Below are 13,777 nucleotides of genomic sequence, written 5' to 3'. Positions count from 1 at the left end.
CGGTCAGCCGTTCTCGACAGGCGTGGTGGGGTCGACGGTGCGGACACCGAAGTGGGCGAGCATCGCCGTACAGGAGCGGCAGGGTGCCGCGTAACTGCCGTGGAGCGGGTCGCCGTCCTCCCGGATGCGCCGGGCGGTGAGTTTGGCGTGTTTGAGGGAGCGGCGGGCCTCGCCGGGGGTGAGCGGCTTGCGTTGGGCGCGCTTGGAGCGGCTGTTCTCGGTGGCGGTGAGGTGCCGGGAGAGCAGGATCGCCTCGGGGCAGCGTCCGGTGAAGCGTTCCCGCTGGCTGCTGGTGAGGGTGTCCAGGAAGTCCTGGACGAGGGCGTGCAGGACGGGGGGCCGGTCGCCGCGGCCCGCGGTGCACGTGAGGGTCTCGCCGCGGACGGAGAGGGCGGCGCCGACGGTGGGAAGGATTCCGTCGCGACGGTGACGCAGTAAGGGTGCGCGCGTCGCCTCGGCGCTGCTGCTCCAGTTGAGGCGTGGGTCACCCTGTGTGGGCGTTGTTGTTGCGTGCATGGTGCTGGTCTTCCCCTCCTGCAATCCCCCGAGTTGCGTGGACAGCCTGCCAAATAGGGAGCCATATGGGGAAGCTGGGGCGCCGAAACACGTCTTCGGTGTGTCGGAATCATGGTGCACCTGTCATGACGTCGTGACAGTTGGTCACTGTCGGTCGTCGTCGGATCGGGCCCGGTCCGGCCTCTTGTGGCAGCGCATAGGCTGTGCGGCATCAGTCGGCCGCAGCCGTCGGCTGTCGGTAGCAAGCAGTCAGCGACGCCATGCAGGGGGCAACCGCCATGACGACAGGTCGGCTCGGGCAGGACACCGCGCCACCGAACGCGGCCTACGCCGGGCAGGTCGTGCATTTCCCGGATCCGGTCCGTGCCTCCCGTCACCCCAGAGGGGTACGGGTCGACGAGCATGGTCACCCGGACTTCTCGCCGTACGCGCGCGCGGCGGCGGAGATCGCCGATCCGCCGGAGGGTTTCGGTGTCGACGAGCTGCGTCTGACGGACTACGTGTCGGCGAACGCGGCGATGGCGGCGACCGGTCATGAGCTGTGGGACACGATCCCGTCGGTGGCGACCCCGCACGGCTGGACCTGGCATCACGTGGCGCGCAGTCGCCGGATGGAGCTGGTCCCGGTCGAGGTGAAGGCGCTGCTGCGCCACCACGGCGGGGTGGCGACGGCGGCCGTGGACCAGTCGAAGCGGGGTACGCGTCCGCTGCAGGAGACCCGGCCGGTGCACTTCGGGCTGCCGAAGGGTCTGGTGTCGGTGTCGGAGCAGCAGCTCCAGGGCGTCGAGGAGGATCTCGGCTACCGGCTGCCGGGGGCGTACCGCTCCTTCCTGCGGGCGGCGGGCGGGTGCGCTCCGGTGGGGGCGGCGCTCGACGCGGAGCTGGGGCTCCTGGTCGACCAGCCGTTCTTCACGGTGCGGGAGGAGGCGGGTGTCAATGACCTCGTCTATGTCAACAAGTGTCTTCGTGACCATCTGACGAAGGACTATCTGGGCGTCGCGTTCGTCCAGGGCGGTCTGATCGCGCTGAAGGTGCGGGGTGCGGCGGTCGGTTCGGTGTGGTTCTGCGCGTACGACGACGCGCGGGATTCCGGCGAGGTGGCGGCCGGCTGGACGGTGAACGAGCGGGTGGAGCGGCTGTTGATGCCCTGCGGCGCGGACTTCGACGCGTTTCTCGGGCGGCTGGCGGGCAATCCGCCGGAGCTGGAGACGGTGGCGAACCTGATGGTGGACGGCGGCTTCGCGCGCGCCGTGCCCGTGGTCCCGGTGGGGGAGTGAGCTGGCTGTGGTGACGTTCGCGCAGGCGCAGGAGCGCGCCGAGGAATGGATCAACGGCGACCTGCCGTCGTATCAGCACCGTGAGGTGCGGGTGCGGGAGTTCGAGCTGGGTTTCGTGGTGTGGGCGGAGGACCGCGAGGGTGGTCCGACGTCGGACGGCGGGCGTCAGCGGCTGGTGATCGCGCGGGACAGCGGTGAGGCGACGCTGTGGCCGGGGCTGCCGGTGGGCGAGGTGATCCGGCGGTACGAGGAGGAGTACGGGGCGGTGGACGAGGTTCCGGCCCAGGCGGCCGTGCCGGCGGCCCGGATCGATCTGAACCAGACGTCGTTCCTGCTGAGTCCGCCGGAGTGGCTGCAGGACGCGGCGGACAAGATCGGGCTGCCGAGGGAGGAGCCGCACGCGTCGCAGGAGAGCGCGAGCGCGTCGGCGCCTTCGGACGACGCGTCGGCCGGGGTGGGTGCGGGGGTGACGGGGCCTTCGGCTTCGGTGGCCTCGTCGTCGTCGGATTCGGTGGGGTCGTCGGTCTCGGCGGCGTCGCTTGCTTCCTCGGGCCCGGTTTCGGTGGCGCCTTCGGCGTCTTCGGCTCCCTCGGCGTCTTCGGCCTCCTCGGCTCCCTCGGCCTCCTCGGCTCCCTCGGCTTCCTCCGGGGTGGCGTCCGAGGCCGCGACGGCTCCCGTTGCGGCTGCGCCGGCAGTGCCCGTACCGGCTGCGGAGCCGGTTCCGGCCCCGGATGCCGAGGCGTACGAGCCGACGGCGATGGACGGCGTACCGGCGGCGACGCCCGCGCCGGTGGCCCCGCCGGTCGCGCCTCCCGCGCCCCCGGCGCCCACGCCCCCGGCTCCTTCTGCTCCCGCTCCCGTGTCCGACAGTCCGTGGGTGGACGCGAACGCCAGCTCCGGCGGCGTCGACGGGGCGGTGCCGCTGCCCGCGACCGTCTTCGCGCCGGCGCTGTCGGGGACGGACGACGAGGACACCCCGCCGCTGTCGGTGGGTGCGGACGCGCCGACCGCCCTGATGAAGGGGGGCAGCGCGCTGCCCCCGACCGCGATCGCGCCCCGCCTCGATCCGGCCGCGCCGGCCCCGGGTGCCGTTCCGGCTGCCGCGCCGGTCGCGCCCGTTCCCCAGCCTTCGCCGGCTCCCGCGCAGGCCGGTGCGGGTGCGCCGCCGTTTCCGCCGCCCGCGCCCTCGGCGCCGGGTGCGAGGGACATCGCGGACGCCGCGACCAGCAAGGCCGGCCTGCCGCCGAAGGCGGGGCGCGGCCCGACGCCGCCTCCGCCGCCGGGTGTGCCGGGTGTGCCGGGCGCCTCGTCGGGCGGCAACGCGTACATCCCGACGCAGCTGGTGTCGCAGCTCGGGCCCGAGGGGCTCAAGCCGCCGGCGCAGCCGGGTCCGCCCGGTCCGCCGCCTCCGCCGGCCCCGCCGGGTCCTGTGACGCCGCCGCAGCCCGTGCACCACGCGGCGACGATGCTGGCGCACCCGAACCAGGGCGGTCCGGGCGCGCCTCCGCCGCCTCCGCCGCCGCCGGGTGTGCCCGGTGGTACGCCCGCCGGTGGTGTCGCGCAGGCCGCGACGATGCTGGCGCACCCCGGTCCGGGTGGTCCGGCGGGGCCGCCGCCTCCGCCCGCTCCGGCGCCGCCGGTGCACGGGGGGCACGTGCCGCCGTCCGCGCCCGGTCCTCAGGCGCCGGTGCCTCCGGCGTACGGCTATCCGCAGCCCGCGGGTCAGCCGACGGTCGGCCCGGGCTACCAGGCGGTGCTGCGCTACCGGGCGCCCGACGGTTCGGAGGCGCAGATCATCCGGCGTTCGGCACCGGGCACCCCGCATCCGGAGTGGCAGATCCTGCACGAGCTGCGTGCGATGAACGTGCCGCCGCAGCAGGTGCTCGAACTCCACACGGAGCTGGAGTCCTGTGAGCTGCCGGGCGGGTACTGCGCGCGGATGATCCGGGAGACGTGGCCGCAGGCGCGGATCACGAGCATCGCTCCGTACGGCCGTGATCACGCGGGCCGGCAGCAGGGCATGCGGCAACTCCTGACCCATCAGGGTGAGTTGCATCAGGTCGCGGACGGTCCGGCGCGTCCGGCTCCGGTGCGGGCGCCGCTGCCGCAGGTGCAGCCGGCGCCGCCGATTCCCCCGGAGGGGATCGCGCAGGAGCTGGCGGGGGCGTTCGGTCCGGGCGTGCTCCGTTTCGACCAGCGGGCGGTGTCCCGGCAGGGTGTGCCGGAGGTCGTGGCGCGCACGCTCGTGTGGGCGGGGCTTCCGGCGGACTTCGGTCCGTTCTTCTGGGCGCAGCCGGCGGTGCCGGTGGTGCCGACGCTGGCGGAGCTCGCGGCGCAGCGGCAGGTCCAGGCGGCGCCGGACGCGAGCTCGTACCTGGTGCTCGGTTCGGACTTCGGGCGGGCGATCTGTGTCCAGTACGGGACCGCGCACATCGTGGCGGTGCCGGTGGAGGCCGGTCCGGGCGGGCAGTCGGTGCCGCCGCAGTTCGTGAACACGGGGCTGCCGGAGTTCACGCGTTCGATGGCGCTGCTGGGCCGGATGTGGCGGCTGCGGTTCGGGCTGAATCCGGAGCAGGCGGGTCGCTGGACGGTCGATTTCCAGGCGCAGTTGGCGATGCTGGACCCGGCGGCGCTGTCGTCGCCGGAGAACTGGTGGTCGGTGCTCCTGGAGCAGATGTGGGACGGCCTTCTGTAGACACAGATGGACCGAATGTGACGAAAGGCGCTCGACGTGTAGCCACGTTGGGCGCCTTTTGTCCGTTCTGATGCCGCATTCTTTATGGGTCGGGCTTCGTGGGTCGGCCGGAGAGAAGGGGCGTCAGGGATGAGTTTCGCCGTCGGGCGGGGGCGCGGGTACCGCCCCGAGCAGGTCGACCGTCACCTCGCAGAGCTCTCCGAGGAGCGCGACGCCGCCTGGGAGCGGGCGGCGCGGCTCACGGTCCTCGCGAAGGAGATGGAGGTGGATGCCGCCGGGCTCCGCCTGGCCGTCACGCAGCTCGCGCCGCAGCGGTACGAGTCCCTCGGCGAGGCCGCGCAGAAGATCCTGGAGCTCGCCGAGCAGGAGGACGAGCGGCTCGTACGGACCGCCGAGGCGGAGGCGCAGGACCTCGCGGAGGCCGCCGAGCGGGCGGCCCGGGAGGCGTCGGAGGCGGCCGCGGCGTACGCGGAGGGCGTCAGGACGGCGGCGGACGCGGCGGCCCGGGCGGCCCTGGAGGAGGCCCGCGCGCGGTCCGAGGAGATGGGGACGATCGCCCGCCGGGACGCGGAGGGCGAGCGGGAGGCGGCGCGGGAGGCCTTCGAGGAGACCGTGCGCCGGGCGGAGGCGCTGCTCGCGGAGCAGCGGGAGGAGCAGCGGACCGTACGGGACGAGGCGGAGCGTACGGCCGAGGCGGAGGCGACGGCCCTGGACGCCCGCCACGACGAACTGATCGCGGCGGGCGAGGCCCGGCTCGCGGAGGCCCAGAAGTCCCTCGCGGAGACCGAGGAGCAGGCCCGGCACGGCCAGGAGGACGCGGAGGCCCGCGCGGAGGAGCTGCTCGCCGAGGCCCGGATGAAGGGGGAGCGGGTCGAGCGCGAGACGGAGCGGGTGCTGCGGGAGCACGAGGAGGCGCGGGACGAGATCCACTCCCACATGGAGCACATCCGCAACTCCCTCGCGGCCCTGACGGGCCGCACGGCGGCACCGGAACCGGAGCGGAAGCAGGGCGACTTGGAGGCCGGTGAGGGCCCCGAGGACGCCGACTAGGCTCCCGCCCCATGCTCGTGGAGGCGACGGCGGTGACGCCCGACGGCGCCGATCAGGCTCCCGCCCCATGCTCGTGGAGGTGACGGCGGTGACGCCCGACCGCGCCGACTAGGCTCCCGCCCCATGCTCGTGGAGGTGACGGCGGTGACGCCCGACCGCGCCGACTAGGCTCCCGCCCCATGCTCATGAAACTGACGGCGGTCACGCTCGACTGCGCCGACCCCATGGCACTGGCCGCGTTCTACCACCGCGCCACGGGCATCCCGCTCGCCGACCGGTCCGACGGTGAGTTCGCGGGGCTTCGCGGCGCGGACGGCCTGTTCCTCGGCTTCCAGCGCGTCGACGGCTACCGTCCCCCGTCCTGGCCGGACCAGGAGGTCCCGCAGCAACTGCACCTCGACTTCGACGTCGACGACCTGGACGAGGCCACGGCCCGCCTCGTGGAGTGGGGTGCGACGGTCCCCGCCGTCCAGCCCCGCCCGGACCTGTGGCGGGTGGTCCTGGATCCGGCGGGGCACCCCTTCTGTCTGACGACTCCGCGCCGACCTCTCGACATATAGTCTCCGCAGAGATAATCTGTGGACACATCATCTGGTCGAGGAGGCCCCGCATGTGGGAGTACGAGCACGGCATCGAGACCACCGCCACCCCCGAGGCGATCTGGCGGCTGTGGGCCGACGTCGAGAACTGGGGCACCTGGAACGCCGAGATCGAGAAGATCGAGATCAGCGGCCCGTTCGAAGCGGGCGCGCGGATCACGATGACGCCGCCCGGGGACGACCCGGTGGAACTGCGCGTCGCCGAGGCCGTCGAGGGCGAGCTGTTCGTCGACGAGGCCCGCTTCGGCGACCTGCTGCTGCGCACCGTCCACCGGATCGACCGGCTCGACAAGGACCGGGTGCGGGTGGTCTACCGCATGGAGATCACCGGCGCCGGCGCGGACGAGGCCGGCCCGCAGATCGGCCCCGGCATCACCGCGGACTGGCCCGACACCATGGCCTCGCTGGTCGAACTGGCCCTGCGCTGATGGCCCTCGATCCCGGCGAGAGCCCCGGATTCCTGCTCTGGCACGCCACGCTGCGCTGGCAGCGTGACATCGCTGCGGCCCTCGCCCCGCTCGATCTCACCCATGTGCAGTTCGTCCTGCTCGCCTGCGCCTGGTGGCTCAACTCCCAGGGCGAGCACCCCAACCAGCTGGCCCTCGCCCGCCAGGCGGGCACCGACGTCAAGATGACCTCCCAGGTGCTGCGCACCCTGGAACAGAAGGGACTCGTCGAGCGCGAGGTCGACCCGGCCGACACCCGCGCCAAGCGACTGCGCGTCACCGACACCGGCGCCGCCCTCGCCCCCCGCGCGATCGCCGCGGTCGAGCAGGTCGACGCGCTGTTCTTCCGGCCGGTGCCCGTCGACGACGCGATCGCCCTACTGGGCCGCCTGGCCCACCCCGAACGCTGAACGCCGGGCCCCAGGGGGCGCCTTGCCGGGCCGGCCGGGCCCTCCTAGGAGGCCCGTCCCAGCAGCGCCCGGCCGAGTTCGCTCGCCCGGTAGTACACCTCGCGCCGGTACCGGTGCGAGGTCACCAGGCCCGCGTCCCGCAGCACCGCGAGGTGCTGCGAGACCGCCCCGGCGCTCAGCCCGGTCTGCAGGGCGAGACCGGTGGTGGTCGTCGGGGTGCTCGTACGCCCCAGCAGTCCGGCCCTGCTGCGCCCGAGGAGCCGCGCGAGCCCGTCGCCCGGCTCGGCGTTCCGCTCCCACAGGGTGCCGACGGCCCGTACGGGATAGACGAGGCACGGCGCGACGCCGTACCGCCCCGGGAGCAGGACGCAGCGGGCCGTGAAGGCGCTCGGGGCGAGCGTGATCCCGCCGCCGTCCAGGGTGAGGCCCCCGGCCCCGAGGCCGGCCGCGGTGAGCCGGTCGTCGGCCCACCGCAGGCTCGGGTGGAGGTGGGCGAAGACCTCCTGGATGCCGTCCTCGGCGAGCTGCCGGGTGCGGTACGCGAGATCGGCCTCCAGTACGGCCCTGATCCGGGGCCAGTACGGACGCACCCCCGCCCGCCACCAGGCGGTCAGCGCCTCCGCGCGTTCCGGCGGTCCCGGGAGGGCGGCGAGTTCCTCCTCGAACTCGGCCAGGGGACAGCGCGGGGGAGGGACAAGGGCTTCGAGCTCCGGCAGGTGCGGGAGCAGGTCGGTGCGCTCCCGGCCGACGGTCAACGCCTGCTTGATCCAGGGGAGATGGAGGGCGTGGCGCCCGGGGTCCGTGGAGGCCCGCAGCGCGGCGACGGTCTCCCACAGGGGTGACACGGCGAACCTGAGCTGCGCCAGGTCGTCGACCCCGAACCGTATCTCTCCCACCGGACACCACCCCTACGAGCTTTTCGCCCAGACTAAAACAATGGTCGGCACCGGCCGGGGGTGATGGTGTTCGCCGACATGACCACCACGTCCCTCACCTCTCCTCCGCGGCCCGCCCTCCTCCGGCTGCCGGACTTCCGCCGGCTGTGGATCGGCGACACCGTGAGCCAGGCCGGCACCGCCGTCACCGTCCTCGCGCTCCCCCTCGTGGCCATCGGCCCGCTCGACGCGTCGCCCTTCGAGGCGGGGCTCCTGGTGATGTGCGAGTACCTGGGCTTCCTGCTCCTCGGGCTGCCCGCCGGGGCCTGGGTGGACCGGATGCGGATCCGACGGGTCATGATCGTGGGCGACCTCGGCCGGGCCGCCCTCCTCGCCACGCTGCCGCTCGCCGCCTGGCTCGACGTCCTGACGCTGCCGCAGCTGTACGGGGTGGCCTTCGGGCTTTCGGTCTGCACGGCCTTCTTCGACATCGCGTACCAGAGCCACCTGCCCCGACTGGTCGACGAGGAGCGGCTGGTGGAGGCGAACGTGGCCCTGGAGGCGACGCGTACGGTCACGGCCGCCGGCGGTCCGGGCGCGGGCGGCGCGCTCGTCGCGGCGGTGACGGCCCCGGTGGCGCTCGTCGTCGACGCCGTCAGCTTCCTCGCCCCCGCGCTCCTCCTCTCCCGGATCCGGCGTCCCGACCCCCGGCCGGCGCGGGCCCCCGGGGCCCGGCTGCGGGACGAGATCGCGGAGGGGCTGCGGTTCGTGTTCCGGGACCGGCTGCTGCGGGCGCTGACGCTGACGGCCGCGATCTCCAACCTGTGCGGCACGATCGGCACGTCCATGCTCCTCGTACTGCTCGCGGGGGAGCTGGGCCTGTCGCCGTTCCTGTGCGGGCTCGTGTTCACGGCGGAGGCGGTCGGCGGCTTCCTCGGCAGCCTCCTCGTGACCCGGATCGCGGCCCGTCTCGGCGAAGGGCGCGCGATGTGCGCCTCCGTCGTGGTCAGCGGGGTGCTGTGGCTGCTCGCGCTGCCGTTCTTCCACGCGGACGGGCGGTACGCGGTGGCGTGCGTGCTCCAGGGGCTCGGCTGGACGGCCTTCATGACCTTCAAGATCAGCTCGGTGGCCCTCCGCCAGCGCCTCACCCCCGCCCCGCTCCTCGGCCGGGTGACGGCGACCTTCCGCTTCGTGGTGTGGGGCTGCATGCCCCTCGGCGCCCTGGTGGGCGGGCTGGTGGGGCAGTACGCGGGGGTGCGTACGGCGCTGTGGACGGGAGCCGTGGGCGAACTGCTGGCGGTGGTACCGCTGTTGCTGGTGGTGGTACGGGGGCGGCGGGAGGTGTGACCGGAGGGGCGGCTAACGTCGACCCTTCAGGGAGGGGAACCCGTACATGAACCACGCACGCACGCGCGGCCGCCGACTCGCGGCCGCCGCCGTCACCATCGTCCTCGCCGCCACGGGCGGCACACTCACCGCACTCCCGGCCACCGCCGCCGCGCCGGGGGCCGCCGCCCAGGAGGACCAGCAGGCCACCACCGTGCCGTTCCCGCGCAACGCGGACGTCATCGGCGCGGGCCCGAGCGGCTTCCTGTCGAAGACCCGCGGCACCACGCCGGAGTTCCGCTGGACCTGGTACGCGGACGGGTCGTCGGTCGTGCTGCCCGGCGCCACCACGGCCGCCGCCGGCGGCGGCTCGGACCTCGTCGTCACCGTCGACCGGTCCGCCCCGGTCGCAGGCCGGGTGGTGCGCGTCTACGACCTGTCGACACCCGCCACGGCCGCCCCGGCCCCACAGGAGGTGAACCTCGACGCGCTCGGCGACGGCTACTTCTTCGAGGGCCTGGCCGGCAAGACCCTGCTCCTCGGGCAGTACGAGAACGGCGACACGGTGAAGCAGTACGCCGCCACGCTCGACGGCGGCACGCCGAAGCCCCGATGGCTGGCCGGAGCGGCCGGACTCGAGTGCTTCGACAGCGAGGAGGGCTGGACCGACACCGCTTCCGCTCTCTACGAGTGCCAGCTCGATCAGGTGGGGGTGAACGCCAAGGTCCTCGTCGACCTCGCGTCGGGAGCCACGACCACCTACCTGCAGACCCAGGACCAGTGGGCCCGGCCGGGCGCCGTCTCCGCCACGCACGTGGCCTGGCGGGAGGCGCGGATGTCGGGAGGCAGATCCGTCCACGGGATCGTCGCCCACCGGCGCGGCAAGCCCGACGAGCTGTGGTTCCCGTCGGACGACGACCTGACCGACCCGTTGTACCTGGTCGGCAGCTGGATGGCGTCCGGCCAGAAGGTCCACATCGACCAATCCACCTACGTCGACGGCGGGTCCAACCCGACGATGCGGCCGTTCACCGTCCAGTCGATCGAGACCGGGGAGAAGGCCGTCCTCCTCACCGCGTTCTCCTCCGCCGTCCCCGGCCCCGGCGGCAGCCTCCTCGTACGCGGTGGCACCCCCGAGCAGGGGGAGGGCCTCTACCGGATCTCACCGCGCGCCGACGGCGGACGGCCGGACGTCGAACGGGTCGCGTCCACGGGGCAGTCGACCGTCGTGACCCTCACCGGTTCCGCCACGCCGAAGACGCTCACCGGCGACCAGGTCGCGAAGGGGGTCGACTTCGGCTGGGACCTGTCCCGGGCGGACAGCCGGGTGCGGCTGACGCTGACGCATGTCCGCAGCGGGAAGACCGTGTACGCCGGGTGGCACGTCCCGTACGGCGTCACCGCCGGGACGCCGCGGCGGATCACCTGGCACTGGGACGGCAAGGACCTGGAGAGCCCGGACTGGGCGCGTCCCGCCCGCAACGGCGAGTACGAGTGGAAGCTCACCGCCCGCCCGGACGAGGGCATCGGCCCCGAGCTGGTCACCACCGGCCGCTTCACCGTGACCCGGCCCGCAGCCCCGCACGACTTCGACGACGACGGCACGGCCGACCTCCTCGTCCGGGGCACGGACGATGTGCTGTGGCGCTTCGGCACCCGGCCCACCGCCCCGGGCGGTTCCCTGGCGGACGCCGGTGCCACGCGGGTCGGCAGCGGCTGGGGGATCTACGACCGGCAGGAAGCCGTCGGGAACATCGCGGGCACGGCCGCACCCGATGTCGTCGCCCGGGACCGCGACGGCGTCCTCTGGCTCTACCAGGGCACCGGTGACCGGTACAAGCCGCTCACCGCCCGTACGAAGATCGGTGCCGGCTGGCAGACGTACGACCAGCTCGCGGGCGGCAGCGACCTGACCGGCGACGGCCGGGTGGACCTCGTCGCCACGGACAAGGCCGGCGACGTGTACCTGTACAAGGGCACGGGCTCGGCCACCGCGCCCTTCGCGCCGCGCAAGAAGATCGGCTACGGCTGGGGCGTCTACAACCAGCTCACCGCCACCGGCAACCTCGCCGGCGGCCCGGCCGGTGACCTCCTCGCCCGCGACAGGGCGGGCGTCCTCTGGCTCTACCTCGGCAAGGGCGACGGCACCTTCACGGCCCGTACGAAGGTGGGCGCCGGGTGGGGCGCCTTCTCGGGCCTCACCGCCGTCGGTGACGCCAACGGCGACGGACGCGCCGACCTGGTCGCCTCGAACGGCGACGAGACCTTCTACGCGGGCACGGGCAGCTGGTCGGCTCCCTTCAAACGCGGCGTGGCCGTGTCCCTGACGCAGGACTCGTCCTACAACGCCGTCTTCTAGCCCGCCCCTTCAGGTGAGGGCGCACTCCGCCCACACCGTCTTCCCCGGCGCGCCGAGCCTCGGGCACCAGCCCCAGCGCTCGGCGAGCCCGTCGACGAGCAGCAGCCCCCGGCCCCCGTCCGCCAGTTCCGGACCGGGGCCGGTGAGCTGTCCGGGCCGGGGCGGTACGCGCTCGGCGCGGGTGTCGCTGACCTCGATCCGCGCGACGGGCGGGGGTCCGTCCGTGACCCGGAGCGAGAGGTGGAAGTCCCGCCCCGGCACATGCCCGTGCCGCACCGCGTTCGCCGTGAGCTCGGCGGCGACCAGGACGACGGTGTCGTGCGCCCCCGTCCCGTACGGGACGCCCCACTCGTCAAGCCGTACGGCGACAAGCCGACGGGCGAGCCGCGCGCCCCGGGTGGTCGACGTGAAACGGAGGGTGAAGACCCTGCTGCCCAAGTAAGGGGAGACGGCCGAGAGTTGGGTGGTGCAGGTGGGGCTGCCGTTGTTGCTCGTCATGCCTACCAAGCTCCTCTTGGTGGCGTAGCGTGACCAGTGGTGACGCACTGACGCGACGGTGTTGTACGTGGGGTGTCGGTGCCGGTACGAGGGGCAGGGCGCGATGACGGAAGAGCAGCCGGGTGCGGTGCCGGAGCCCGCGGCGGCGGACAAGTCCGGCCAGGGCGTGGTGGCGGCGTTCGGGCAGAGCCTGAAGACGCTGCGGGTGCGGGCGAAGATGGAACGTGAGGAGCTGGGCAAGCGCCTGGGCTACTCGGCGTCCACGATCGCCTCGTTCGAGCAGGGCCGGAGGATCCCGCCACCGCGCGCGATCGACCGGGCGGATGAGGTGTTGGACGCGGGCGGGTTGCTGAAGGTCTGGAAGGACCAGTTGGAGCGGGCGCAGTACCCGGCGTTCTTCCAGGGGATGGCGCAGCTGGAGAAGCAGTCGATAGAGCTGCTGGCGTACGACACCTTGGTGGTCAACGGCCTGCTCCAGACCGAGGAGTACATGCGGGCCCTGTTCGGCAACCGACGCCCGCTGTTCGATGCGGAGACCTTCGAACAGCGGGTGACCGCACGGCTCGCCCGGCGGGACATCTTCGACCGACGCCCGGAACCGCTGCTGAGCTTCGTCATGTGCGAGTCGGTGCTGCGGCGGAAGTTCGGCGGCAGCGAGGTGTTGCGCGGACAGCTGGAACAACTCCTCCTCATCGGCCAGCTGAGGAACGTCGAGCTCCAGGTCATGCCACTCGACTGCGAGGACAACTCGGGGGTGGACGGGCCGTTCAGCGTCATCACACGTGAGGACGGCAAGAGGTTCGTCTACTCCGAGGCGCAGGGGGCCAGCGCCCTGGAGACCGATCCCAAACAGGCCGTTCTCGGCGCCGCCCGCTATGGGATCATCCGGTCACAGGCTCTCACCCCGCGAGAGTCGCTGGCGTTCATCGAGAAGTTGCTGGGAGAGCTATGAACAACACGGAATCCCTCGCCTGGTTCAAGAGCAGCTACAGCGGTGGCGAGGGCGGCCAGTGCATCGAGGTCGCGACCGGCGCGGGAACCGTGCACGTGCGTGACTCCAAGGACGTGGCCCGGCCGGCCCTCCGGGTCTCGCGTGAGGCGTGGGCCGGGTTCGTCGGGCTCGCCTCGGCGGAGTAGTACAGCCCGCTGTTGTACGCGTGAGAGCCCTGCCCGTCCGACTCGGACGGGCAGGGCTCACGTGGTGGGGCGTGCCTTCTTCGTCGGGTCTCCCCGGAGGCCTCGGTAGGCGAGGCCGAGGAGGAAGGAGTGGAGCAGGGCGGAGAGGGCCAGCGCCGCGAAGAAGTAACCCGTCGCCAGCGCCGAGTCGCCGTTCGCGAAGTCGGGGACGAGCAGGAGCATGCTGGTCGGTGCGGTGATCAGGAGGAGCCAGACGGCCGCGAAGCTGTCGTCCGCGATCACGGGGGCGAACACCACGGGGAGCGCCGCCACGGCCACCAGGCCGAGGTAGACCAGCGAGGCGGGGTTGGCGAACGTGAGCCGGACGAGTGTGCGGAAACGGCTGTCTCGCATGATGATTCCTCCTGAGCGCATCGGTTCCGTCGTGTCGACGGCGGTTCCATCGTGCGGCGCGGCGGCCCTCGGCGCCTGAGTAGCGCTACCCAAACCATCCTGGGCACCAGTGCGTTGGGGAATGCGTCGCACGCCGGTCGGCGCCGGTCGCGTACGGGTCCCGCGCGAGACCGGTGACGTGCGCGCGGGCCGGGAC

14 protein-coding genes are annotated in these 13,777 nt (G+C 73.1%); 10 read left to right on the top strand and 4 right to left on the bottom strand.

What is annotated here, in order from left to right:
- Positions 1-3 precede the first annotated feature (3 nt).
- Entirely contained in the window at positions 4-516 is a 513-nt protein-coding gene (locus ACN9M0_RS14300) for a YwqJ-related putative deaminase (RefSeq protein WP_366037932.1), read from the bottom strand.
- 278 nt (positions 517-794) lie between these two features.
- On the opposite strand from ACN9M0_RS14300, the gene ACN9M0_RS14295 reads away from it, so the two are divergent.
- From ACN9M0_RS14295 to ACN9M0_RS14270, 6 genes are all read left to right on the top strand, one after another.
- Complete coding sequence (locus tag ACN9M0_RS14295; protein WP_366037931.1) at positions 795-1,793, top strand: SMI1/KNR4 family protein; 999 nt, start codon at positions 795-797, stop codon at positions 1,791-1,793.
- A gap of 7 nt (positions 1,794-1,800) precedes the next feature.
- A complete protein-coding gene (locus ACN9M0_RS14290; RefSeq protein WP_426403692.1) occupies positions 1,801-4,488 on the top strand; it encodes an SUKH-4 family immunity protein in 2,688 nt (895 codons plus the stop codon).
- A gap of 129 nt (positions 4,489-4,617) precedes the next feature.
- A complete protein-coding gene (locus tag ACN9M0_RS14285) occupies positions 4,618-5,538 on the top strand; it encodes a cellulose-binding protein (protein ID WP_426403691.1) in 921 nt (306 codons plus the stop codon).
- Positions 5,539-5,717: 179 nt separating this feature from the next.
- Complete coding sequence (locus tag ACN9M0_RS14280; protein ID WP_426403690.1) at positions 5,718-6,098, top strand: VOC family protein; 381 nt, start codon at positions 5,718-5,720, stop codon at positions 6,096-6,098.
- Between the two features lie 50 nt (positions 6,099-6,148).
- Complete coding sequence (locus tag ACN9M0_RS14275) at positions 6,149-6,565, top strand: polyketide cyclase (protein ID WP_399698707.1); 417 nt, start codon at positions 6,149-6,151, stop codon at positions 6,563-6,565.
- Positions 6,565-6,993, top strand: coding sequence for a MarR family winged helix-turn-helix transcriptional regulator (locus ACN9M0_RS14270; RefSeq protein WP_366037925.1), 429 nt, complete (start codon positions 6,565-6,567; stop codon positions 6,991-6,993). Before ACN9M0_RS14275 ends, ACN9M0_RS14270 begins: the two co-directional genes overlap by 1 nt.
- Positions 6,994-7,037: 44 nt before the next feature.
- Here ACN9M0_RS14270 and ACN9M0_RS14265 read toward each other — a convergent pair whose 3' ends face one another.
- Positions 7,038-7,889 carry a DUF5937 family protein gene (locus ACN9M0_RS14265; protein ID WP_426403689.1) on the bottom strand — a complete coding sequence of 284 codons (852 nt, stop codon included), beginning with the start codon at positions 7,887-7,889 and terminating at the stop codon, positions 7,038-7,040.
- Between the two features lie 78 nt (positions 7,890-7,967).
- On the opposite strand from ACN9M0_RS14265, the gene ACN9M0_RS14260 reads away from it, so the two are divergent.
- Both ACN9M0_RS14260 and ACN9M0_RS14255 read left to right on the top strand, forming a co-directional pair.
- Positions 7,968-9,215 carry an MFS transporter gene (locus ACN9M0_RS14260; protein WP_426403688.1) on the top strand — a complete coding sequence of 416 codons (1,248 nt, stop codon included), beginning with the start codon at positions 7,968-7,970 and terminating at the stop codon, positions 9,213-9,215.
- A 46-nt stretch (positions 9,216-9,261) separates the two neighbouring features.
- Positions 9,262-11,553, top strand: coding sequence for an FG-GAP repeat domain-containing protein (locus ACN9M0_RS14255; protein ID WP_426403687.1), 2,292 nt, complete (start codon positions 9,262-9,264; stop codon positions 11,551-11,553).
- A 9-nt stretch (positions 11,554-11,562) separates the two neighbouring features.
- Here ACN9M0_RS14255 and ACN9M0_RS14250 read toward each other — a convergent pair whose 3' ends face one another.
- Complete coding sequence (locus tag ACN9M0_RS14250; protein WP_426403686.1) at positions 11,563-12,051, bottom strand: ATP-binding protein; 489 nt, start codon at positions 12,049-12,051, stop codon at positions 11,563-11,565.
- A gap of 103 nt (positions 12,052-12,154) precedes the next feature.
- Between ACN9M0_RS14250 and ACN9M0_RS14245 the strand changes: the two genes are divergently transcribed.
- Together ACN9M0_RS14245 and ACN9M0_RS14240 are read left to right on the top strand one after the other, a co-directional pair.
- Positions 12,155-13,003: a helix-turn-helix domain-containing protein gene (locus tag ACN9M0_RS14245; RefSeq protein ID WP_426403685.1), complete on the top strand. Its 849-nt coding sequence runs from the start codon at positions 12,155-12,157 to the stop codon at positions 13,001-13,003.
- Positions 13,000-13,188 (top strand): DUF397 domain-containing protein, encoded by a 189-nt coding sequence (locus tag ACN9M0_RS14240; protein WP_426403684.1) that lies wholly within the window; start codon positions 13,000-13,002, stop codon positions 13,186-13,188. The genes ACN9M0_RS14245 and ACN9M0_RS14240 overlap by 4 nt, the downstream gene beginning before the upstream one ends.
- 57 nt (positions 13,189-13,245) lie before the next feature.
- Here the strand turns inward: ACN9M0_RS14240 and ACN9M0_RS14235 are convergent, their stop codons facing one another.
- The gene (locus ACN9M0_RS14235) at positions 13,246-13,581 is read right to left on the bottom strand and encodes an SCO4225 family membrane protein (protein WP_426403683.1); all 336 of its coding nucleotides are present in this window, start codon (positions 13,579-13,581) and stop codon (positions 13,246-13,248) included.
- Positions 13,582-13,777 lie beyond the last annotated feature (196 nt).

This window comes from Streptomyces sp. R-07 (assembly GCF_049913175.1).
In the GTDB taxonomy this organism is placed as follows: domain Bacteria; phylum Actinomycetota; class Actinomycetes; order Streptomycetales; family Streptomycetaceae; genus Streptomyces.
This window is presented reverse-complemented; position numbering and strand designations above follow the sequence as displayed.

Bases quoted from the DNA above. Each gene is read 5' to 3' on its own strand.
- ACN9M0_RS14300 (WP_366037932.1), bottom strand. From the start codon at position 516: ATGCACGCAACAACAACGCCCACACAGGGTGACCCACGCCTCAACTGG.
- ACN9M0_RS14295 (WP_366037931.1), top strand. From the start codon at position 795: ATGACGACAGGTCGGCTCGGGCAGGACACCGCGCCACCGAACGCGGCC.
- ACN9M0_RS14285 (WP_426403691.1), top strand. From the start codon at position 4,618: ATGAGTTTCGCCGTCGGGCGGGGGCGCGGGTACCGCCCCGAGCAGGTC.
- ACN9M0_RS14280 (WP_426403690.1), top strand. From the start codon at position 5,718: ATGCTCATGAAACTGACGGCGGTCACGCTCGACTGCGCCGACCCCATG.
- ACN9M0_RS14275 (WP_399698707.1), top strand. From the start codon at position 6,149: ATGTGGGAGTACGAGCACGGCATCGAGACCACCGCCACCCCCGAGGCG.
- ACN9M0_RS14270 (WP_366037925.1), top strand. From the start codon at position 6,565: ATGGCCCTCGATCCCGGCGAGAGCCCCGGATTCCTGCTCTGGCACGCC.
- ACN9M0_RS14260 (WP_426403688.1), top strand. From the start codon at position 7,968: ATGACCACCACGTCCCTCACCTCTCCTCCGCGGCCCGCCCTCCTCCGG.
- ACN9M0_RS14255 (WP_426403687.1), top strand. From the start codon at position 9,262: ATGAACCACGCACGCACGCGCGGCCGCCGACTCGCGGCCGCCGCCGTC.
- ACN9M0_RS14250 (WP_426403686.1), bottom strand. From the start codon at position 12,051: ATGACGAGCAACAACGGCAGCCCCACCTGCACCACCCAACTCTCGGCC.
- ACN9M0_RS14245 (WP_426403685.1), top strand. From the start codon at position 12,155: ATGACGGAAGAGCAGCCGGGTGCGGTGCCGGAGCCCGCGGCGGCGGAC.
- ACN9M0_RS14240 (WP_426403684.1), top strand. From the start codon at position 13,000: ATGAACAACACGGAATCCCTCGCCTGGTTCAAGAGCAGCTACAGCGGT.
- ACN9M0_RS14235 (WP_426403683.1), bottom strand. From the start codon at position 13,581: ATGCGAGACAGCCGTTTCCGCACACTCGTCCGGCTCACGTTCGCCAAC.